This window comes from Shinella pollutisoli, assembly GCF_024609765.1.
GTDB lineage: Bacteria > Pseudomonadota > Alphaproteobacteria > Rhizobiales > Rhizobiaceae > Shinella > Shinella pollutisoli.
This window is the reverse complement of record NZ_JANFDG010000023.1, coordinates 50,282-69,429: the sequence shown is the minus strand read 5'-3', so window position 1 is coordinate 69,429 and position 19,148 is coordinate 50,282. Positions and strand designations below refer to the sequence as shown.

24 protein-coding genes, 1 tRNA gene and 1 pseudogene are annotated in these 19,148 nt (G+C 66.5%); 9 read left to right on the top strand and 17 right to left on the bottom strand.

Annotated features, from left to right (window positions below; all coding sequences use genetic code 11):
* Positions 1–12 precede the first annotated feature (12 nt).
* The 3 genes from NNZ72_RS18270 to NNZ72_RS18260 form a co-directional block, all read right to left on the bottom strand.
* On the bottom strand, positions 13–192 hold the full coding sequence (locus NNZ72_RS18270; RefSeq protein ID WP_257316931.1) for a hypothetical protein: 180 nt from the start codon (positions 190–192) through the stop codon (positions 13–15).
* Between the two features lie 246 nt (positions 193–438).
* Positions 439–585, bottom strand: coding sequence for a hypothetical protein (locus NNZ72_RS18265; RefSeq protein ID WP_257316928.1), 147 nt, complete (start codon positions 583–585; stop codon positions 439–441).
* 13 nt (positions 586–598) lie between these two features.
* Complete coding sequence (locus NNZ72_RS18260; protein WP_257316927.1) at positions 599–724, bottom strand: hypothetical protein; 126 nt, start codon at positions 722–724, stop codon at positions 599–601.
* A gap of 251 nt (positions 725–975) precedes the next feature.
* On the opposite strand from NNZ72_RS18260, the gene coaD reads away from it, so the two are divergent.
* The 6 genes from coaD to tgt all read left to right on the top strand — a co-directional run bounded on the left by coaD (position 976) and on the right by tgt (position 5,350).
* Positions 976–1,470, top strand: coding sequence for a pantetheine-phosphate adenylyltransferase (gene coaD, locus NNZ72_RS18255; protein WP_257316926.1), 495 nt, complete (start codon positions 976–978; stop codon positions 1,468–1,470).
* Positions 1,471–1,500: 30 nt separating this feature from the next.
* Positions 1,501–2,070 carry a peptidylprolyl isomerase gene (locus NNZ72_RS18250; RefSeq protein ID WP_257316925.1) on the top strand — a complete coding sequence of 190 codons (570 nt, stop codon included), beginning with the start codon at positions 1,501–1,503 and terminating at the stop codon, positions 2,068–2,070.
* 39 nt (positions 2,071–2,109) lie between these two features.
* The gene (locus tag NNZ72_RS18245) at positions 2,110–2,625 is read left to right on the top strand and encodes a peptidylprolyl isomerase (RefSeq protein ID WP_257316924.1); all 516 of its coding nucleotides are present in this window, start codon (positions 2,110–2,112) and stop codon (positions 2,623–2,625) included.
* A gap of 78 nt (positions 2,626–2,703) precedes the next feature.
* Positions 2,704–3,153, top strand: a complete 450-nt coding sequence (locus NNZ72_RS18240) for a DMT family transporter (protein ID WP_257316923.1) — start codon at positions 2,704–2,706, stop codon at positions 3,151–3,153.
* Between the two features lie 8 nt (positions 3,154–3,161).
* Positions 3,162–4,223: a tRNA preQ1(34) S-adenosylmethionine ribosyltransferase-isomerase QueA gene (gene queA / locus NNZ72_RS18235; RefSeq protein ID WP_257316922.1), complete on the top strand. Its 1,062-nt coding sequence runs from the start codon at positions 3,162–3,164 to the stop codon at positions 4,221–4,223.
* Positions 4,220–5,350: a tRNA guanosine(34) transglycosylase Tgt gene (gene tgt, locus NNZ72_RS18230; RefSeq protein WP_257316921.1), complete on the top strand. Its 1,131-nt coding sequence runs from the start codon at positions 4,220–4,222 to the stop codon at positions 5,348–5,350. The genes queA and tgt overlap by 4 nt, the downstream gene beginning before the upstream one ends.
* Before the next feature lie 4 nt (positions 5,351–5,354).
* On the opposite strand, the gene NNZ72_RS18225 is transcribed toward tgt, so the two are convergent.
* Together NNZ72_RS18225 and NNZ72_RS18220 are read right to left on the bottom strand one after the other, a co-directional pair.
* Positions 5,355–5,780, bottom strand: a complete 426-nt coding sequence (locus NNZ72_RS18225; protein WP_257316959.1) for a DUF4864 domain-containing protein — start codon at positions 5,778–5,780, stop codon at positions 5,355–5,357.
* 108 nt (positions 5,781–5,888) lie between these two features.
* A complete protein-coding gene (locus tag NNZ72_RS18220) occupies positions 5,889–6,131 on the bottom strand; it encodes a hypothetical protein (protein ID WP_257316916.1) in 243 nt (80 codons plus the stop codon).
* Positions 6,132–6,381: 250 nt separating this feature from the next.
* Between NNZ72_RS18220 and NNZ72_RS18215 the strand changes: the two genes are divergently transcribed.
* Positions 6,382–6,774, top strand: coding sequence for a GFA family protein (locus tag NNZ72_RS18215; protein ID WP_257316913.1), 393 nt, complete (start codon positions 6,382–6,384; stop codon positions 6,772–6,774).
* Positions 6,775–6,876: 102 nt separating this feature from the next.
* Here NNZ72_RS18215 and NNZ72_RS18210 read toward each other — a convergent pair.
* Positions 6,877–7,863, bottom strand: a pseudogene (locus NNZ72_RS18210) (IS30 family transposase).
* Positions 7,864–8,101: 238 nt separating this feature from the next.
* On the opposite strand from NNZ72_RS18210, the gene NNZ72_RS18205 reads away from it, so the two are divergent.
* Positions 8,102–9,046: a phosphoribosylaminoimidazolesuccinocarboxamide synthase gene (locus tag NNZ72_RS18205; RefSeq protein WP_257316958.1), complete on the top strand. Its 945-nt coding sequence runs from the start codon at positions 8,102–8,104 to the stop codon at positions 9,044–9,046.
* Here NNZ72_RS18205 and NNZ72_RS18200 read toward each other — a convergent pair.
* From NNZ72_RS18200 to NNZ72_RS18160, 9 genes are all read right to left on the bottom strand, one after another.
* Positions 9,034–9,858: an MBL fold metallo-hydrolase gene (locus NNZ72_RS18200; protein ID WP_257316912.1), complete on the bottom strand. Its 825-nt coding sequence runs from the start codon at positions 9,856–9,858 to the stop codon at positions 9,034–9,036. The genes NNZ72_RS18205 and NNZ72_RS18200 overlap by 13 nt on opposite strands.
* A 2-nt stretch (positions 9,859–9,860) precedes the next feature.
* A complete protein-coding gene (locus NNZ72_RS18195; RefSeq protein WP_257316910.1) occupies positions 9,861–10,640 on the bottom strand; it encodes a TatD family hydrolase in 780 nt (259 codons plus the stop codon).
* A 7-nt stretch (positions 10,641–10,647) separates the two neighbouring features.
* Positions 10,648–12,198 carry a methionine--tRNA ligase gene (gene metG / locus NNZ72_RS18190; RefSeq protein WP_257316909.1) on the bottom strand — a complete coding sequence of 517 codons (1,551 nt, stop codon included), beginning with the start codon at positions 12,196–12,198 and terminating at the stop codon, positions 10,648–10,650.
* Positions 12,199–12,281: 83 nt separating this feature from the next.
* Positions 12,282–13,313 (bottom strand): DNA polymerase III subunit delta', encoded by a 1,032-nt coding sequence (locus NNZ72_RS18185; RefSeq protein ID WP_257316905.1) that lies wholly within the window; start codon positions 13,311–13,313, stop codon positions 12,282–12,284.
* On the bottom strand, positions 13,310–13,996 hold the full coding sequence (gene tmk / locus NNZ72_RS18180) for a dTMP kinase (protein ID WP_257316903.1): 687 nt from the start codon (positions 13,994–13,996) through the stop codon (positions 13,310–13,312). Before tmk ends, NNZ72_RS18185 begins: the two co-directional genes overlap by 4 nt.
* 98 nt (positions 13,997–14,094) lie before the next feature.
* Positions 14,095–15,258, bottom strand: a complete 1,164-nt coding sequence (locus NNZ72_RS18175; protein WP_257316902.1) for a D-alanyl-D-alanine carboxypeptidase family protein — start codon at positions 15,256–15,258, stop codon at positions 14,095–14,097.
* Between the two features lie 54 nt (positions 15,259–15,312).
* Positions 15,313–16,314, bottom strand: a complete 1,002-nt coding sequence (locus tag NNZ72_RS18170) for a septal ring lytic transglycosylase RlpA family protein (protein WP_257316957.1) — start codon at positions 16,312–16,314, stop codon at positions 15,313–15,315.
* Positions 16,315–16,510: 196 nt separating this feature from the next.
* Positions 16,511–16,723: a hypothetical protein gene (locus NNZ72_RS18165; protein WP_257316901.1), complete on the bottom strand. Its 213-nt coding sequence runs from the start codon at positions 16,721–16,723 to the stop codon at positions 16,511–16,513.
* A gap of 265 nt (positions 16,724–16,988) precedes the next feature.
* Positions 16,989–17,309, bottom strand: coding sequence for a hypothetical protein (locus NNZ72_RS18160; RefSeq protein WP_257316900.1), 321 nt, complete (start codon positions 17,307–17,309; stop codon positions 16,989–16,991).
* 134 nt (positions 17,310–17,443) lie between these two features.
* On the opposite strand from NNZ72_RS18160, the gene NNZ72_RS18155 reads away from it, so the two are divergent.
* Positions 17,444–17,533, top strand: a tRNA-Ser gene (locus NNZ72_RS18155).
* 121 nt (positions 17,534–17,654) lie between these two features.
* Here the strand turns inward: NNZ72_RS18155 and NNZ72_RS18150 are convergent.
* A complete protein-coding gene (locus NNZ72_RS18150; protein WP_257316899.1) occupies positions 17,655–17,879 on the bottom strand; it encodes a hypothetical protein in 225 nt (74 codons plus the stop codon).
* 160 nt (positions 17,880–18,039) lie between these two features.
* Positions 18,040–18,951, bottom strand: coding sequence for an AbiTii domain-containing protein (locus NNZ72_RS18145; protein ID WP_257316898.1), 912 nt, complete (start codon positions 18,949–18,951; stop codon positions 18,040–18,042).
* Between the last annotated feature and the right edge of the window lie 197 nt (positions 18,952–19,148).

The following is a 19,148-nucleotide window of genomic DNA, read 5'->3' as shown; positions in this document are numbered from 1 at the left end:
TGCGCGCCGCGCTCAGTCTCCCCGGCTAATCTTGTAGAGGGAGCCGGCGCATGCGACGAGCGCGAGGATGAAGAACACCCAGTTCATCGCGCTGACGGCGGTCCCGGGCGCTTCGGTCGCGCCGAAAATCGAATATGCGAGGAAGAGTGCGGCGACGCCGCTCACGACTGCGACCAGTTTCGGGTTGTTCATTCCCCTGTCCCCCGCAGGATCCGTCGAATGCAGCGGACGGAGAATAGGACGATCGGCGTTCCATGACAAGGACGGGCGCGGCGGCCGCTGGACATGGAAAAGCCGGACGGGCAGGGAACGACCGTCCGGCTTCTCGGTGGGCGCGGGTAGCCCGGAGGGAAGGCTACCCGCTGAACGGCGGCAAGGGAGCGTCCGTTTCTCTGCATTCGCGCGGCGCCGGGCGTTTCCGCCCGGCCGGAACGATGCTCAGACGCTGAAGCCGCCTGCTTTCGTCTTTCGCCACTGCGCCTTCAGCTCGGCCCGGTCGCGGCGGATCTCATCGATCGCGCGCAGGAAATCGACCGTGAAGACGATGCTGATGAACAGCATGGCGAGAATGGTGATCGCGGCCATGGGCCTTCTCCGTTCAGCGCAGCCACTTGCCGCGGGCGGCGGCCTTCGGGGCCGCGGGACGGGCCTCTTCGCGCAGCGCATTGAGCGTCGCGGCGGTGAGAACGATGAACATCGTCATGCAGAGAAGAGCGAGTGCCATTGTTGTTTTCCTTCCAGCCTGAGGAAACGCGATACTTGGTCTGCCGTTGTCGACCGGTACAATGCGCAAGCGTGGTCTTTGTTCCGGCCCCCGATGCTTGCATCTAGACATGGCGCGGCTGAAATGGTCTTGAACGGGCCGTTCATGCGGCGTTCATCTTCTTGCAGCGGGGGACAGAGCGCGGTGGCCGGCCGCCCGCTCTTGCGGAAAAGGGCGGTCCGTGACACAAGGCGGCAAACGGGACGCAGCCGATGACCATTGCCTTCTATCCGGGCTCCTTCGATCCGATCACCAACGGCCATGTCGACGTGCTCGTGCAGGCGCTGGCCGTGGCGCCGAAGGTGGTCGTCGCGATCGGCATCCATCCCGGCAAGGTGCCGCTCTTTACCTTCGAGGAGCGCGCCGACCTCATCCGCCGCTCGCTCGCCGAGGCGCTGCCCGCGCGCGCCGGCGACATCGACGTCGTCTCCTTCGACAGGCTCGCCGTCGATGCCGCGCGGGAAAACGGCGCGAGCCTGCTGATCCGGGGCCTGCGCGACGGCACGGACCTCGACTACGAGATGCAGATGGCCGGCATGAACCAGCAGATGGCGCCCGACGTGCAGACCGTGTTCCTGCCGGCCGGCACCGCCTCGCGGCCCATTACCGCCACATTGGTCCGGCAGATCGCGGCGATGGGCGGCGATGTCCGGTCCTTCGTCCCGACGCCCGTCTTCGAGGCCCTGCAAGCCCGCCGCAAGGGCTGAGCCCGTTCACCCGAAACCTGAGGAGCCCTCATGACCATCCTCCGCACCGCCCTCGCAGGCGCCTTCTTCCTCGCCTCCACGCTCGGCGCGGCCTTCGCCCAGTCCGGCGATTTTCTCACCATCCAGCTGAAGGACGGCCCGGTCGTCGTCGAGCTGCGCCCGGACGTGGCGCCGAAGCACGTCGAGCGCATCAAGGCGCTCGCCGCCGCCGGCGAATACGACAACGTCGCCTTCCACCGCGTCATCGAGGGCTTCATGGCCCAGACCGGCGACGTCGAGTTCGGCGACATGGAAGACGGATTCCAGCCGCAGCGCGCCGGCACGGGCGGCTCCAGCCAGCCGGACCTGCCGGCGGAATTCTCCGACGTGCCCTTCGAGCGCGGCACGGTCGGCATGGCGCGCGCGCAGGACCCGAACTCCGCCAACTCGCAGTTCTTCATCATGTTCGCCCCCGGCGACTTCCTGAACGGCCAGTACACGGTCGTCGGCAAGGTGGTCGAGGGCATGGAGAACGTCGACAAGATCAAGCGCGGCGACGATGCCGCCAACGGCGCCGTCAGCGATCCCGACCGGATGATCAAGGTCACCGTCGGCAAGTAATCTCGAAAATCCGAAAGTTCACGCGACAGGAGAAAGACCATGGCCGAGATCAAGGATCCGGAAAACACGATCATCATGGAGACCACGAAGGGCAGGGTGGTCATAGAGCTTCTTCCGGATCTCGCGCCGGGCCACGTCGCGCGCGTCAAGGAACTGGCGCGCGAGGGCGCCTATGACGGCGTCGTCTTCCATCGCGTCATCGAGGACTTCATGGCCCAGACCGGCGACGTCAAGTTCGGCAAGCAGGGCGGCGAGCACTTCAACCCGGCGCGCGCCGGCATGGGCGGCTCCGACAAGCCGGACCTCAAGGCCGAGTTCTCCAACATGAGCCATGTGCGCGGCACCTGCTCGATGGCCCGCAGCCAGATGCCGAACTCCGCCAATTCGCAGTTCTTCATCTGCTTCACCGACGCCCCCTGGCTCAACAAGCAGTACTCCGTCTGGGGCCAGGTCGTCGAAGGCATGGAGAATGTCGACAAGATCAAGCGCGGCGAGCCCGTGCGCGATCCCGACTCGATCGTCTCGATGAAGGTTGCCGCCGACGTGGCGGCCTGATAGAAAACCGGCGTTTTCGACCGCGCTCGCCCCGGCGGGCGCGGTTTTTGTTTGCGCTTTTCAAACGAGAGCTTGGACATGGCTGCAATCCTCTGGGCGTTGCTCGGCGTCGTGGCCGGCGCATGCATCGCGATCCAGGCGCCGATCAACACGCTGCTCGGGCGCGGCCTCGGCATGCCGGTCGCCGCCGCCTGCGTCTCCTTCCTCGCGGGGACGATCCTGCTGGTGATCGTCGTGGCGGCCGCATCCGCCTTCGAGGGCAGGGCGCCCGACTGGCGCGTGCCGGCCGTCTGGACCTATGTCGTCGGCGGCGCGCTCGGCTCGATCTACGTGACGAGCGTGATCTACCTGATCCCGCGCATCGGCGCGGCCGCCGTCATGGCCTTCGCCGTCTCCGGCCAGCTTCTCGCCGGCATCCTGCTCGACCGCATCGGCTTCCTCGGCATGGCGGTGCGGGAAGTCTCCGTCGGCCGCATCGCGGGCGCCCTGCTGCTCGTCGCCGGCGCGCTGATGATCCGCGTCTTCTGAGCCCCGCCATGCGTGTCGACCTCTTCGATTTCGATCTTCCCGAGGACAGCATCGCGCTGCGCCCCGTGACGCCACGCGAGGCGGCGAGGCTGCTCGTCGTGCGCCCGGGTGCGCACACGCCCTACGAGGACCTGACCGTCGGCGACCTGCCGTCGCTGCTTCGCCCCGGCGACGCGCTGGTCTTCAACGACACGCGCGTCATTCCCGCCCAGCTCGAAGGCGTGCGCCGCCGGGAGGGTGCGGGCGGGCAGAGGGTTTCCGCCACGCTGCACATGCGCGTCGCCGCCGACCGCTGGAAGGCCTTCGCGAAGCCCGGCAAGCGCATCAAGGCCGGCGACCGCATCCTCTTCGGCGAGGATCTCGCGGCCCGTGTCGAGGACAAGGGCGAGGGCGGCGAGGTCACCCTGCATTTCGATGCCGCGGGTCCGGCGCTCGACCGCGCCATCGCCGCCGTCGGCCATATCCCGCTGCCGCCCTACATCGCCTCCAAGCGCGAGGACGACGAGGCCGACCGGCGCGACTACCAGACGATCTACGCCCGCGAGGAGGGCGCCGTCGCCGCGCCCACCGCGGGGCTGCATTTCACCGACGCGCTCTTCGAACGGCTCGATGCGCTCGGCGTCGAGCGGCATTTCGTGACGCTGCACGTGGGGGCGGGCACCTTCCTGCCCGTCAAGGCGGAGGACACGGCCGACCACATCATGCACGAGGAGATCGGCCACGTCCCGCACGAGACGGCCATTGCGCTCAACGCGGCCAGGGCGAGGGGCGGGCGCATCGTCTCCGTCGGCACGACCTCGCTGCGGCTGCTCGAGAGCGCCGCGGACGAGGACGGCACGATCCGGCCCTGGTCGGGGGCGACCGGCATCTTCATCACGCCCGGCTACCGCTTCCGCACCGCCGACATGCTGATGACCAATTTCCACCTGCCGAAGTCGACGCTGTTCATGCTCGTCTCGGCCTTCTCCGGCCTGGAAACGATGCGCGGCGCCTATGCGCATGCCATCGAAACCGGCTACCGCTTCTATTCCTACGGCGATTCCAGCCTGCTTTTCCGGGACGACCGATGACCGAGACCTTCCAGTTCAAACTGCTGGCCACCGACGGCGCGGCGCGGCGCGGCGAAGTGTCGATGCCGCGCGGCACGGTCCGCACGCCGGCCTTCATGCCCGTCGGCACGGTCGGCACGGTCAAGGCGATGTATCTCGACCAGGTGCGCGACCTCGGCGCCGACATCATCCTCGGCAACACCTATCACCTGATGCTGCGCCCCGGCGCGGAGCGCGTCGCCCGGCTCGGCGGCCTGCACGAGCTGATCCGCTGGCCCTGGCCGATCCTTACCGATTCCGGCGGCTTCCAGGTCATGTCCCTTTCCGGGCTGCGCAAGCTCGACGAAAAGGGCGTCACCTTCAAGAGCCATGTCGACGGCGCGCTGCACCACATGTCGCCGGAGCGCTCGATCGAGATCCAGGGCCTGCTCGACAGCGACATCCAGATGCAGCTCGACGAATGCGTGGCGCTGCCGGCCTCGCCGGACGAGATCGAGCGCGCCATGGAACTGTCGCTGCGCTGGGCGGAGCGCTGCAAGACGGCCTTCGGCGACCAGCCGGGCAAGGCGATGTTCGGCATCGTGCAGGGCGGCGACGTCGCGCGCCTGCGCGAGCGCTCGGCACAGGCGCTCGCCGGCCTCGACCTCAAGGGCTACGCCATCGGCGGGCTCGCCGTCGGCGAGCCGCAGGCCGTCATGCTCGACATGATCGCGACGACCGTGCCGCACCTGCCGGCAGACAGGCCGCGCTACCTGATGGGCGTCGGCACGCCGGACGACATCCTGAAATCGGTGGCCCGCGGCATCGACATGTTCGACTGCGTGATGCCGACCCGCTCCGGCCGCCACGGCCTCGCCTTCACGCGCCGCGGCCGCATCAACCTGCGCAACGCCCGCCACGCCGAGGACATGCGCCCGCTCGACGAGGAATCGAGCTGCCCGGCCGCGCGCGATTATTCGCGCGCCTACCTGCACCACCTGGTCCGCGCCAACGAGTCGCTCGGCGGCATGCTGCTCACCTGGAACAATCTTTCCTACTACCAGGACCTGATGGCCGGCATCCGCAAGGCGATCGAGGAGGGCCGCTTCGCCGACTTCGCGGCCGAGACGCAGGAGACCTGGGCGAGGGGCGATCTGGCGCCGCTCTGAGGTTTCAGATGTCCGGCCCGGGCGCCGCCGGCACGAGGTGCATGGCGTTGATCCGGTAGCTGTCGTCCGGCTGGCGGAGAAGCTGGTAAAGCGCCGTCCAGTCCTTCCCGTCGGGGCCGGATATCAGCACCTCCTGCAGGATCATGCCGCCATCCTGCCTCGCGCGGCCGAAGGCGAAATTGCCGGGATGGTAGACCGGCGCGTACTGGCGCCTGACCATGTCGAAGAAGCCCGCCTCGGTCGGGAATTTCTCGCGGATCGCGGGCGACGCGAAGGCATAGGCCGTGGCGGGATCGTCGTTGAGGAAGGCCTGGATCTGCTGGCCGATGATCTCCCTCGCCGCCAGGATCGCATCCTCCGGCGAGGCCGCCGGCACGACGGACAGCGATACGCACGAACACAGGGCAAGCAGAACGGTCATGGCGCGAATCCTCCGCACCGGCGATACTAGCGCAGAAACCGTCCGCGGACGAGAAAGGCCCGCCATCCTTGCGGGTGGCGGGCCGGTTCAGGGCGAAAGTCGCGTGGGCTTTCGGGCTCAGCGGGTCAGGACGATGTTGGCCCGGTCGCCGTCGTCGTCGAAGACGACGGAGGCATGGGTTCCGGCCGCGAGGTTCGCGGGAACCGCGACGTCCTGCGGGAGAGCGACGGTCTTGCCGCTTTCGAACGTGATGACGCGGGTATGCGCATCATACGACTGAACGATGCCGCTGACCGGCATGGCCGCGAGTGCGGAGCCGGCGAAGAGAGCGAATGCGGCGGAAAGAACGATCTTCTTCATGATAATCACCTTGGATTGATTTCTGCTCATGACCGAGGCGGTATGTCATCGCCTCGATAGCTGGAAGATGGGAAGCCGCCGGCCGCGCAATAAGGCCCTGAATCGTGTCCGCAGTGTTCACCGGACGGCGATCACAAGCCGGTGAGGACATCTTGACCCGGGAGACGGCTGACCTAAACGTCAGGCTGTCTTGGACGCCGGCAGGATGATTGCAGACCAGCCAGCCGTTCGAAAATGGAGGAGGCGCAGCATGGATCGGTTCACGGGCGGCTGCCTGTGCGGCAATGTGCGGATCGTGGCGACGGGCCGGCCGTATCGCGTCGGCCTTTGCCATTGCCTCGACTGCCGCAAGCATCACGGGGCGCTCTTTCACGCCTCCGCGATATTTTCCGAGGATGCGGTGACGGTCGAGGGCGAGACGCGGGACTATGCCGGGCGGTTTTTCTGTCCGCGCTGCGGCTCGTCCGTCTTTGCGCGCACCGCGGACGAGGTCGAGGTGAACCTCGGCTCGCTGGACGCGCCGGACCGGCTGACGCCGACCTACGAGAGCTGGACCGTCCGCCGCGAATCCTGGCTGCCGCCGTTTCCGCTCGCACGGCGATACGAGCACGATCGCGACGCCACGAGCCGCTTCGAGGAATAGGCCGCACGGCAGCCGGGAAGGCGCCGTTCCGGGCGGGAGGGTGCCGCCCGGCGCTGGGAGAACCCAACCCAAGTGCATCATGCCATTGTTGAGGGTAGGGGATTACCCCGCTTCCTGCGAATGTGCCATGAATACCTCGGCCGGTATCCTGTAACCGAGGTGCCTTCGCGGCTGATCGTTGCGCTCGCGGGCGAGCTGGGTGAGATCGCGTTGTGATACGGTTGCCAGGCCGGTATCGCTGGGCATGAAACGGCGAATGCGCTTGTTGGCATTTTCCACGGCGCCTTTTGCCACGGTGCGCTGGGGTCGCAGAACCAACTGCGCGCATCGATACCATCTTCCAGAGCCCGGAAGCCGGCAAACTCCGTGCCGCGATCAAAGGTGAAGCTCTGACGTGCCAGGGATGGCAGGGGCGAGAATGTGTCGACGATCTTGTCCATGATCGGCCGCGAGTGCCTGCTTGGGTTCTTGATCATCACCGTGAGCGGCTCTTGCGTTCAACGAGGGTGGTGACATTGGCATGGCCGAGTTCTCGTTCGAAGATCAGGAGATCGCCTTCCCAATGACCGAACTGGGATCGATCACCAATAAAATCTATCCTGTGGCTGGCTGGAAACACGCTGTTGCGCGGCTTCCTCGATCCACGCGGACGGTGTTTGCGGCGTGCCTCGGGTAGATAGCGATAAAGGCCGAGCCCGTAATCTTCCTTGCCATAGATGAAGCGATAGATCGTCCCGGCGCAGATCCGGACCAGGCTGACGCCGTCCGCCAGGAGGCGACCTGCGATCTGCTCCGGCGACCCATAGGCCTTCAATCTTTCGATCACCAAGGCACGCAACTGCGAATGGCGTCGCAGCTTCCTCAGGCGCCGTCGACGTTCCTTGCGATATCGTCGGCAACTGTGCTGTAGTAGCCGTCGTAGTCAGGCAGTTCGCGATCATGAAACGTATTGCGCTTGATCTCGCGATAAATGGTCGAGCGATGATGACCAAGTTGGCGCGCCATCTCGTTGACTGGAACTTTTGCCGCCACGAGACGATGCAGGCGTCGACGGTCGGTGAGGGTGAGCTGCGAATAGCATCGGGGCATGCCAGGATCTCCAAAGCGAAGCCATTGAAATCATTGGCATGTCGCACCTGGAAATAGAATGTATCCCTGCCGATACGAAGATCGCATAAGATAGATTATGGAACCAGCCGATATGCCGAAACCCCGGAATATCCGTGCCTTGGCGGTCCCCGCGCCGTTTCCGCCTTGACCCGGCGCGGCCTCGAGCCGTAAGCGGAACGCGGGACAACCGATCTTGAAGGCCATGCCGATGAGCGATCTGCGCATTCTCTCCGACGCCCATATCCCGGAACTGCCGAACCGCTACAAGGGCAAGGTCCGCGAGAACTACGATCTTCCCGACGGCCGGCGCATCATCATCGCCACGGATCGCCTCAGCGCCTTCGACGTCATCCTGACGTCGATCCCGTTCAAGGGCCAGGTCCTGACCCAGACGGCGCGCTACTGGTTCGAGGAAACGGCCGACATCTGCCCGAACCACGTCCTCGACTATCCCGACCCCAACGTCGTCGTCGGCACGCGGCTCGACATCCTGCCGGTCGAGGTCGTCGTGCGCGGCTATCTCGCCGGCACCACCAGCACCTCGATCCTGACAAAATACCGTAAGGGCGAGCGCGAGATGTACGGCATCCGTCTGCCCGACGGGCTGCGCGACAACGAGAAGCTGCCCGAGCCGATCATCACGCCGACCAGCAAGGCCTTCGACGGCGGCCACGACGCGCCGCTGTCCGGCGCGGAGATCCTCTCCCAGGGCCTGCTGACGGCCGCGCAATGGGACACCGTCTCGCGCTATGCGCTGGCGCTCTTCGCCCGCGGCCAGAAACTTGCCGCCGCGCGCGGGCTGATCCTGGTCGACACGAAATACGAGTTCGGCACGGACAAGGACGGCCGCATCGTCCTTGCCGACGAGATCCACACGCCGGATTCGAGCCGCTACTGGATCGCCGACAGCTACGCGAAGAGCTTTGCCGAAGGCCGCCGCCCGGCGAGCTTCGACAAGGATTTCGTCCGCGCCTGGGTGACGGAGCGCTGCGATCCCTATCGCGATCCCATTCCCGAGATCCCGCGCGCGCTCGTGGAACAGACCTCGAAGGTCTATATCGAGGCCTACGAGCGGATCACCGGCCGGACCTTCGTGCCGGACCTGTCCGGCGCCACGGTGCTGGAGCGGATCCGGACGAACCTGAAACCCTATTTCTCCTGACCGGGCAGCTCGATCTCGAAGCTCAGCCCGTCATAGGCGGGCTCGACGTTGTCCGGCGTCTCCCGCGCCACGGTCTCGTAGTCGAGCGGCACGTGCATGTGGGTCAGGATCGCGCGGCGCGGCTTCAGCCGCGCGATCCAGTCGAGCGCCTGGCTGATCGACAGATGGCTCGAATGGTAGCGGTACTGCAGGGCGTCGATGACGAGCATGTCGAGGTCCCGCATCAGCGGCAGCGTATCGTCGGGAAAGTCGCTGACGTCGCTGCAATAGGCGACGTCGCCGACGCGGAAGCCCAGCGAATGGATCGAGCCGTGCACCTGGACGAGCGGCTGGAAGGGGATGGCGCCCCCTGCCCCTTCGATGATGATCGGCCCGTCCGTGGGATCGATCAGGTTCTCTGTGACGATCGGCGGATACATGCTGCCGGGCGGCGTCTTCAGGCAGTAGCTGAACCCCTCGCGGATGCGCTCCATCGTGAATTCGTCCGCCCAGATCGGCACCTGCCGGTGGTTCTGCAGCACGAAGCCGCGGATGTCGTCGATGCCGTGGATATGGTCGGCATGGCCGTGGGTGTAGATGACCGCGTCGATCGACTGGACGCCGTTCGCGATCATCTGGTCGCGGAAGTCCGGTCCCGTGTCGACGACGACGGTGGTGCGGCCCTCCGGGCCGATCTGCTCGACCAGGAAGGCGGCGCGGGTGCGGCGGTTCTTCGGGTTGGACGGGTCGCAGGCGCCCCAGTCGCCGGTGATCCGCGGCACGCCGGGCGACGAGCCGCAGCCGAGGATGGTGAAGCGCCGCCGCACCGCCAAGGCTACACCCTCGGCATCTTCGAGAAGATGCGGAAGGCGTTTTCGGTGGTGATGCGGGCGATCTCTTCCGCGCTCAGGCCGAGCGTGTCGGCGAGCACCGCCGCCGTATGCGCCACGTAGGCCGGCTCGTTGCGCTTGCCCCGGAACGGCTTCGGCGCGAGGTAGGGCGCGTCGGTCTCGACCAGCAGGCGCTCGAGCGGCACGGTTTTCGCGATTTCGCGCAGCTCCTCCGACTTCGGGAAGGTCAGGATGCCGGAAAATGAGACGTAGCCGCCGAGCGCGACGCCGGTGCGGGCGAGCTCCGGCCCGGAGGAGAAGCAGTGGAGCAGGAAGGGAAAGGCCCCCTTCCCCGTCTCCTCGGTCAGGATCGCCGCCATGTCCTCGTCGGCCGAGCGGCTGTGGATGACGAGCGGCAGGCCGGTCTCGCGCGCGGCGGCGATATGGTTGCGCAGGCCCGCGGCCTGGGCGTCGCGCGGGGCGTTGTCGTAATAGTAGTCGAGCCCCGCCTCGCCGATGGCGACGACGCGCGGATGCCTCGACAGCGCGACGAGCTCGGAGACCGGGATGTCCAGCTCCTCGTCGGCATTGTGCGGATGGGTGCCGACCGAGCAGAAGACCGACGGGTATTTTTCGGCGATCGCGAGGATCGCCGGGAAGCGGCGCACGCGCGTCGAGATGGTGATCATCTGCCGGACGCCGGCCGCGTGCGCGCGCGCGACGATGGCGTCGCGCTCGGCCTCGAAATCCGGGAAATCCAGATGGCAGTGGGTGTCGATCAGCATCGGCGCGTTACGCCTCCGGCGCCACGTAGCGCGGGAAGACCGGCGTCGGCGCCTCGAGCGCCGTGCCGCTGACGAGGCGGCCCGCCGGTCCGAGCGCCGCGAAGTCGCGCCTGTCGGCCGGCGCGGCGACGAGGTCGAGGAGCCTTGCGCCCGATTGCGGCATGAACGGCTGCAGCAGGATCGCGATCTGCCGCACCACTTCCGCCGTGACGTAGAGCACGGTGCCCATGCGCGCCGGATCGGTCTTCTTCAGCGCCCAGGGCGCCTCGCCGGCGAAATAGCGGTCGGCCTCCGAGACGACGGCGATGATCGCCGAAAGCGCCCGGTGGATCTGCTGGCGGTCCATCTCCTCGCGGGTGATGCCGTGCAGCGCGTCGACCGAGGCCAGCATGGCGCGGTCGGCCTCCGCGAGGTCGCCGCATTCGGGGACCTTGCCGTCGCAGTTCTTGACGATCATCGACAGCGAGCGGCTGGCAAGATTGCCGATGCCGTTGGCGAGGTCGGAATTGATGCGGGTGGCGATCCCCTCCTCGCTGTAGGAGCCGTCCTGGCCGAAGGAGACCTCGCGCAGGAAGAAGTAGCGGATCGGGTCGAGGCCGAAATGGTTGACCAGGTTCACCGGGTCGACCACGTTGCCGAGCGACTTCGACATCTTCTCGCCCTTGTTGAGCAGGAAGCCGTGGGCGAAGACGCGGCCGGGCAGCGGCACGCCGGCCGACATCAGGAAGGCCGGCCAGTAGACGGCGTGGAAGCGGATGATGTCCTTGCCGATGACGTGGATGTTCGCCGGCCAGTATTTCGCCCGCGGGCCGTCGGGGTCGGTCAGATAGCCGGTCGCGGTCACGTAGTTGGTGAGCGCGTCGACCCAGACATACATGACATGCGCCGGATCGTCCGGCACCTGGATGCCCCAGTCGAAGGTGGTGCGCGAGACCGAGAGGTCCTTGAGGCCGGACTTGACGAAGGAAATCACCTCGTTGCGGCGCTCGGCCGGGCCGATGAAATCCGGGTTCTCCTCGTAGTGCCTGAGCAGCCTGTCCTGATAGGCGGAGAGGCGGAAGAAATAGCTCTCCTCCTCCACCCATTCGACGGGCGTGCCCTGCGGGCCGTAGCGCACGCCGTCGTCGCGCAACTCCGTCTCGCCCTCCTGGTAGTAGGCCTCGTCGCGCACGGAGTACCAGCCGGCATAGCCGCCCTTGTAGATGTCGCCGTTCGCCGCCATGCGCCGCCAGATCTCCCGGCAGGCCTCGTGGTGGCGCTCCTCGGTGGTGCGGATGAAATCATCGTTCGATGCATTAAGAAGAACCGCCATATCCTTGAATTCCTGCGAATTCCTGTCGGCGAGTTCACGCGGCGTGACGCCTTCCTTGCGCGCGGTCTGCTGCATCTTCTGGCCGTGCTCGTCCGTGCCGGTCAGGAAGAACACGTCGCGCCCGTCCAGCCGCTCGTAACGCGCCATGGCATCCGTCGCGATCAGCTCGTAGGCATGGCCGATATGCGGCTTGCCGTTCGGATAGGAAATGGCGGTCGTGATGTAGAAGGGGGACTTTTCGGTCATGGCGCGTCTGTCTTCTATGGTGCGATGCCGCAAGCTATTATCCCATGCGGACGCCAAGGGAAACAGCAAGTTGGCCTTTTCGCTCAGAGCGAGGCGCGGATGTCGTCGAGGAGGCCGATCACCGTCTGCTTGCGGTCGAGATTGTAGGCCTGCGCGACCGTGAGCTTCTCGGCGAGCCGCGAGGAGAGCCCCGCCAGCCGGTCGGCCCGGCCGATATCGCCCGCAAGGGCCGCCGCGCGCGCCGCCTCCGTCACGAAGTCCGACGCCTGCTGGCAGAAGAAGCCGAAGACGATCTCGCTGTCCTTCGCCGACAGCACGTCCGCCAGCCGGTGCACGTCGCGGCGCGGCGGCTCGCCCGCCCCGCCGACGATGGCGCGGAACGCCTCGACGATGTCGAAGCCGCCGTAGTTCACCAGCTTCAGCGCCTGCGAGACGCTGCCGTGCGCGGCAGCGATCACCTCGCCCGCCCGCGGGCCGGACGGCAGCACGCCGAGGCTCGCCATGGCGGCGGCGAGATCGTCCGGCGACAGCGGCGAGAGGCCGAGCGGCAGGCAGCGCGAGCGGATGGTCGGCAGGAGCTTGCCCGGTGCGTGCGTCAGCACCAGGAAGAGTGCGCGCTTCGGCGGCTCCTCGAGGATCTTCAGGATGGCGTTGGCGGCATTGCGGTTGAGGTCGTCGGCCGGGTCGATGACGACGATGCGCCAGTTGCCGGTGCCCGAGGTCTGGGCCAGGAACTTTCCCGCCTTGCGCACCTCGTCGACGGTGATGGCCGACTTCGCCTTGCCGGTCTTCTCGTCGACGGGCCGGGTGAGATGCAGGAGATTGTGGGAGGCGCCGGCGGCGAGCTGCCGCGTCACCGACGAGTCCGGCGACGGGTCGGCAAGCGTCTCCGGCGCCTGCGCCGGCTCCGGATGGGAGAGCACGTGGTTGGCGAAGCGGAAGGCGAGCGTCGCCTTGCCGATCCCCTCCGGTCCCTCGATCAGGATGGCGTGATGGCCCTTGCCGGAGCGGTAGGAGCGGGCGAGGAAGGCCTCCGCCGCGGCATGGCCGAAGAGTTTCGGCTGTTCGGCGGGGTGGCGCGCGCCGTCGAGCACGTCGGCACGAATGTCGCTCACGACACGCGCTCCGGATCGGTCCTGCCGCGCGCGCGGATCGGCAGCAGCGGCTCGACGATGGCGAGCACGGCGGCCGCCACGGCCTCCGGCGGCTGCAGGGCGTCGACCACCCGGCAACGCAGCGGCTCGCGCTCGGCGATGTCGAGGAAGGCCTCGCGGCGCTTCTCGTGCGTCTCCAGCTCCTCCTTCTCGAAACGGTCCGGCCCGCCCTCGCCCGGCCCCTCGCCGCGCCGGCGCGCGCGCTCCAGCCCGACGGACGCGGGAAGGTCGAAGACGATCGTGCAGTCCGGCGTGACACCGTTGATCGCGACGCGCTCCAGCGCCGCGACCAAGGCCGGCTCGAGATTGCCGGTGATGCCCTGGTAGACGCGCGAGGAATCCATGAAGCGGTCGCACAGCACGACGGTGCCGGCGGCGAGCGCCGGGCGGATCACCTCTTCCACGTGGTCGCTGCGCGCGGCGGAAAACAGGATCGCCTCCATGCGCGTGCCGAAGGGTTCCGCCGCGCCCGAGAGCAGCACGTGCCGCACGGCCTCCGCCCCCTTCGAGCCGCCCGGCTCGCGCGTCACCAGCACCGTCAGCCCCCGCGCGCGCAGCGCGTCGGCGAGCAGGCGGATCTGCGTCGACTTGCCGGCGCCCTCCCCGCCCTCGAACGTGACAAACAAACCCGGTGCGGCAGACAAATCCCGTTCCCGTTCCAATGGCCGCAGGAGCGGCAACGATTCGGACCACTACTAGCCCATGTTTCCCGCGGGCGAAACGCCTTTGCCGCCGCGCCCCGTCAAATCCAGAAGAACAGGAGTTCGAGGAGCGCATCGAGCGCGCGGGCGCGCAGCGTTCCGACGCCGACGCTGCCGGCCGTCCTCACCGGGACCTCGCGCAAGACCTGCTTCTCGTTGGAGATCCTGAGCGTGCCCACCTCCATCCCCGGCTCGACGGGGGCGCGGATCGGCCACGTATAGACGACGCGCGCCGTCAGGCGCTGCGAATTGTCGACCGGCAGGAAGACGTCGACCCGGTCGCCGGCGACGAGCGGAACCTTGCCGGCGTCGCCGCCGTAGACGCTCGCCTCGGCGATCGCCTCGCCCTCCTTGAACAGCGTGCGCCGCTCGAAGGAGGAGAGGCCCCATTCCAGGATGCGCCGCGTCTCCTCCACGCGCTGCTTGTCGGATTCGAGCCCGCCCATGGCGAGCAGCAGGTGCTTGCCGTCACGGCGGATCGAGGCGACGATCGAATAGCCGCCCTCCTCCGAGAAACCGGTGACGAAGCCGTCGACGCCGATGTTGAGCGCCAGCAGCGGGTTGCGGTTGCGCTGCTTGATGCGGTTCCACTCGAACTCGGCCTCGGTGTAGTAGCCCATGCGCTGCGGATAGGCCTGCTGCAGATGGCGGGCGAGCTGCACCATCTCGCGCATGGTCACGCGGTTTTGCGGGTCGGGCAGGCCGGTGGCATTGGCGAAGGTCGATTTTGCCAGGCCGAGCGCCCGTGCCTCCTCGGTCATGCGCGCGGCGAACGCCGTCTCCGAGCCCGCCAGGCCCTCGGCGAGGATGATGCAGGCGTCGTTGGCGAACTGCACCGTCACGCCGCGGATCAGGTCCTCGACGCGGACGCTGGACTTCAGCGCCGCGAACATGGTGGCGGTGCGCGACGGCGCGCCGCCTGTGCGCCAGGCGTGCTCCGTCACCGGATATTCCGTGTCGAGACCGGTCTCGCCCGTCGCCAGCGCCTTGAAGACGACGGCCATCGTCATCAGCTTGGCGAGCGAGGCGGCCGGCACGACCTGGTCTTCGTTGCGGGCGAAGAGCACCGTGCCCGTCCCGGCCTCGATCAGATAGACCTGGCCCGCCTTGACGTCGAAGCCGGCCTGGGAGGCCGGCTGCTGGCCGAAGGCGGGGTGAAGCAAAAGCGCAAGGACGGCGAGGCAGGCGAGGATACGGCGATGCATGGCGACTCCGGACTGCCGTCACACTCCCACACAAGCGCGCATTGCGCAAACGGCTCAGCCGGCGTCTTCGGCGAGTTTCGAGAGCGGCGTCAGCGTGCCGTCGACATGCAGGATCGCGTCGAACGCGCCGGCGGCGTCGCGCACCCGCTCGTCCGCATAGGCGGCGGCGTAGCTCGCATCCGGCTGCATGTCGGGCACGTAGCTCGGCCGCTCGAGCGGCAGCGGGCCGGTCTCCGGCAGCATCACGAACTGCTCGAGCGCCTGGAAGGCCTGCGATGCGGCCGGCGTCTCGGCGAGCGCCGTCATCGCGCCGCCGCCGTCGGGCAGCCGTAGCACGTTCTCATCGCCCGCGCCCGGCAATGCGCCGGCGCTCGCGGAGGCGACCATCACGCCGGTCGCGATCTGGCCGCCCGGATCGACGGCGGGAACGCGCGAGCCCTTGGGGATGTAGGAGGCCATCAGATAGGGCATGTCGTTGCCGTCCATGCTCGCCTTGCCGACATATTCGACGCGGACCTTGGCGGTGCCCGTGCGCTTCATGTCGAGAAGCTCGGCCGTCTTCGAGGAGACGTCGATGATGCGGTTCTCGTGGAACGGCCCGCGGTCGTTCACGCGGACGAGCACGGACGAGCCGTTCTCGAGATTGGTGACGCGCGCATAGCTCGGGAGCGGGAAGGTCGGATGGGCGGCCGACAGGTGATACTTGTCGTAGACCTCGCCGTTCGCCGTCCGGCGGCCGTGGAAGGCCGAGCCGTACCAGGAGGCGAGCCCGGTCTTGTTGTAGTTCGGATTCTCTTCCGGCTTGTACCAGCGGCCGCGCACCTGGTAGGGCTTGCCGACCTGATAGCGGCCGCCGCCCTTCGGCACGGCCTTGCCCTCCTCCACGACGCGCGGGCTCGCCTTCACGCCATATTCGGATTCGGAGAAGAATTCCTTGCTGCGGACCTTCTTCTTCGGCGCCGGCGCCGTGGTGGCGCAGGCTGCGAGCCCGGCGCAGATGAAGGGAACGGCAATGAAGCGCAGCCCCCTGCCGATCCGGCCGTTTCCGGTCTTGATATCGTATTTTCCCACGCCGCTATTGTCCCCGACGGTGTGCCGACCAACTCGCTTGCCCCTCGCAAGCCGGCCGTCCATGCCACTCTCAACATAACAGTCCGTTAATCATGCCAATAACGTGGCAAAATTGCGAGCGGCGCGCGCGGCGCGGGGAAAGAACGCGCGATCATGGTTTACGGCAGGTAAACCGCGGCCTTCAGCGATCGGGCCGCAGCGTCTCGAAAAGCTGCTGCGGATCGCGCACGCCGTGGCGGTAGAGCTTGATGATCGAGCGGGCGAGCGAACGGGCCTTCGCCTCGTCCCGCACCGCAAGGTCGGCCGCGTTGAGGCGGGCGAAAACCGATTGCAGGAGCGCCACGTCCTGCGGCTCGAACATGCCGATATGAGTCTGGTCGCGAAGCACGTCCATGGAGGCCTCCTTTTGACCACGTCCGGCAGAATACCCTGCTGAGGATGGCCGACAGGGTAACGAAGCATTAAGGCGCCAGCAAGTCGAGAAATCTTGCCGCGCCCGCCCTGCCCCCTTGAAACGCGGACCGGCGGCACCATCTATGGGTCAGGATTTCGCTTCCGCCCTGACCACGGATGTACTGGCAGGACGTCGAGGCGAAGCGAAAGGTCGGGACGCAAGTACCCGGCCTTTTTGTTTGCGCGGCCGTCCCGCGCGCCGGCGGCTATTCGTCCTCGTCCGGATCCGCCTTCCCGGCATGTCCCGCGCGCGCCCGGGCACGGGCGGCCCTCGGCAGATGGCCGGCATGGACCCAGACGATGCCGTTCTCGATGGTGAACTGGAACCGGCGGGGATAGGGATGGGTCGCGCCGGCGGCCTGCATGTCGCTCACCGCCTCGAGGAAATCCTCGGAGGAAACCCGCATGTAGTGCCCGGCGAGAATATGGACGCGGACATAGACATCCGCGACCTTCCTCACGGCGAGCTTCAGGTCCCGCAACGTCTGCCATGTCCGGGGTTGCTCGCGGCGGCTGTCTTCACTCATTTCGCATTCCAATCCCTGTTGCCCCCGTTTACCCCCTCGGCGGCAAGCGTTCAAGCCCGGCGGGTGCCGCGGGCGATGTTGACGCCACCCCGTCCCTGCCTGTAAAGGCGACCGAACCCGCGATCGCGGGGTGCGGATGGGTGGCCGAGCGGTTTAAGGCACCGGTCTTGAAAACCGGCGTAGGCGAAAGCCTACCGTGGGTTCGAATCCCACCCCATCCGCCAACCGATTTGCCATAACAAATTGATTTTGCTTGCGGTTTCTTGTTGTTGCCGATCCTTGGTCCTAGCGGCGGTCCTATTTTTCCGTTTTGCTATCGGCCAATAGGACCAAGATTTTTTTTGATCAGCAGTCGCAGCGGCAGCGCTCGTCCTGCTTGACGACTTCAAGGCGGCGCTCGGCGATTTCGATGACGGCGAGCATGTCGGCAAGATTTCGATGCGCGTCGGCGAGATCGCTGGCGATGGTCTCGCGCGTCTCGGGATCGGCCCGCAGTCGCTCGCGGAAGGCGGCAAGCTCGTCATCGCTCATTTCGGCGATGCGCGCGGCGACGCGCATACTCGCCGCCATGGCCTCTGCCCAGGCAGGAGAGCCGATTGGCATAAGATCGTCAGTCAAGGTAATGCCCCTTCTTCAAGCCACACGCGCCCGTGGGCGCGCGTCTGACTTTCTCCGCTATCACAAGGGCGGCGAGGGGCCATAGCGCGCTGTCGTCGCGCTTCCCCGGTTCTCACTTCAATCCGTAGTATTTCAAAGCTGCCTCTTTAAGCAAATCAGTCGCTACGGCTGATCCGATCTTCCAAGCGCTGCCAGCCGCCTTGGGCGTGTTCTTCTTGATCCAGTCGAGAGCCTTGCGCCCGAGGGGTTGGTCGGCATTGTCCGGCTTCTCGGAGGCGACGATCTCCGTGATTTCCTTGGCGGCCGGTTCGGACAATCCCGCCTTAATCAGTTCACTGACCATCGACGCATTGTCGCCTGCCGTGATCGCGAGCGAGACGTGCGCGTTGTCGGTCGCCGTCACATGAGTGACATTTCCGTGGATCGTCTGATTGAAAATCTGCGTGACCGTTGCAGCGCTTTCAGGGGTCTTCTCGATCACGCTTTGCAACGTGACTTCAACCGCCTGCGGCAGCCGCTTCTCAAGCTCAATCGTCAGCTCAAGGATGCGAGCACGGACAGCTTGGACGATTTCGCGGACGGCGAAGATGGAAATATTTCCTGAGACGGCATTGCAAGCATAATCCTCATAGACTTTGCCTTGCAGCATGAGAATTAGGTTCGAGGAATTGAGACCTAGGTCGTGATCCTTACTCGCCATCTCTTGAACGCCGGCAATGCTCTCGCGAACCCGATGTCGGGTCCAATGTTCCCCTGCGTGCTTCTCTATCAGATACGGTGGGATCGGAGCGTTGCTTATGCCGCCACCAAAAGGACCGGACCAACTGCCGGTGTATGAAACGCTGACGATCCGGTAGGTCGGGACTTCTATATCGCGGGGATACCCTTCCGCTTCATACTTCACCCAATCCTCAAGCGGCTCACTACCAAGCCGCGACGCGAGAAGACGCAGCTTGAGCAGGATCGTGCCGAGGTCTGGGTTCTCTTGGAGGATAGCTGCCTGTATGTCGCGAAGAATACTCAATTGTGCCCCCGATCATCGAAAGCTTCAATATTTCGGTTGCCGGTGCCACGCGCAAGTCCCGAGCGGGAAAGCAGCGGGCGGCTATAAAGCCGCCCGCCTGTTCTAGCCGGTGGTGCCCTTGACCCGGAATTAGAATAACCGCGCCCACCGGGAGGACACCTTTCGCAGCGAGGCAGCTAGCCCCCGCCCGGAAGTGG

What these genes read in the sequence shown, in the direction of transcription:
- NNZ72_RS18270 (WP_257316931.1), bottom strand. Translation starts at nt 192, where the DNA reads ATGAACAACCCGAAACTGGTCGCAGTCGTGAGCGGCGTCGCCGCACTC.
- NNZ72_RS18265 (WP_257316928.1), bottom strand. Translation starts at nt 585, where the DNA reads ATGGCCGCGATCACCATTCTCGCCATGCTGTTCATCAGCATCGTCTTC.
- NNZ72_RS18260 (WP_257316927.1), bottom strand. Translation starts at nt 724, where the DNA reads ATGGCACTCGCTCTTCTCTGCATGACGATGTTCATCGTTCTCACCGCC.
- coaD (WP_257316926.1), top strand. Translation starts at nt 976, where the DNA reads ATGACCATTGCCTTCTATCCGGGCTCCTTCGATCCGATCACCAACGGC.
- NNZ72_RS18250 (WP_257316925.1), top strand. Translation starts at nt 1,501, where the DNA reads ATGACCATCCTCCGCACCGCCCTCGCAGGCGCCTTCTTCCTCGCCTCC.
- NNZ72_RS18245 (WP_257316924.1), top strand. Translation starts at nt 2,110, where the DNA reads ATGGCCGAGATCAAGGATCCGGAAAACACGATCATCATGGAGACCACG.
- NNZ72_RS18240 (WP_257316923.1), top strand. Translation starts at nt 2,704, where the DNA reads ATGGCTGCAATCCTCTGGGCGTTGCTCGGCGTCGTGGCCGGCGCATGC.
- queA (WP_257316922.1), top strand. Translation starts at nt 3,162, where the DNA reads ATGCGTGTCGACCTCTTCGATTTCGATCTTCCCGAGGACAGCATCGCG.
- tgt (WP_257316921.1), top strand. Translation starts at nt 4,220, where the DNA reads ATGACCGAGACCTTCCAGTTCAAACTGCTGGCCACCGACGGCGCGGCG.
- NNZ72_RS18220 (WP_257316916.1), bottom strand. Translation starts at nt 6,131, where the DNA reads ATGAAGAAGATCGTTCTTTCCGCCGCATTCGCTCTCTTCGCCGGCTCC.
- NNZ72_RS18215 (WP_257316913.1), top strand. Translation starts at nt 6,382, where the DNA reads ATGGATCGGTTCACGGGCGGCTGCCTGTGCGGCAATGTGCGGATCGTG.
- NNZ72_RS18195 (WP_257316910.1), bottom strand. Translation starts at nt 10,640, where the DNA reads ATGCTGATCGACACCCACTGCCATCTGGATTTCCCGGATTTCGAGGCC.
- metG (WP_257316909.1), bottom strand. Translation starts at nt 12,198, where the DNA reads ATGACCGAAAAGTCCCCCTTCTACATCACGACCGCCATTTCCTATCCG.
- NNZ72_RS18175 (WP_257316902.1), bottom strand. Translation starts at nt 15,258, where the DNA reads ATGCATCGCCGTATCCTCGCCTGCCTCGCCGTCCTTGCGCTTTTGCTT.
- NNZ72_RS18165 (WP_257316901.1), bottom strand. Translation starts at nt 16,723, where the DNA reads ATGGACGTGCTTCGCGACCAGACTCATATCGGCATGTTCGAGCCGCAG.
- NNZ72_RS18160 (WP_257316900.1), bottom strand. Translation starts at nt 17,309, where the DNA reads ATGAGTGAAGACAGCCGCCGCGAGCAACCCCGGACATGGCAGACGTTG.
- NNZ72_RS18150 (WP_257316899.1), bottom strand. Translation starts at nt 17,879, where the DNA reads ATGGCGGCGAGTATGCGCGTCGCCGCGCGCATCGCCGAAATGAGCGAT.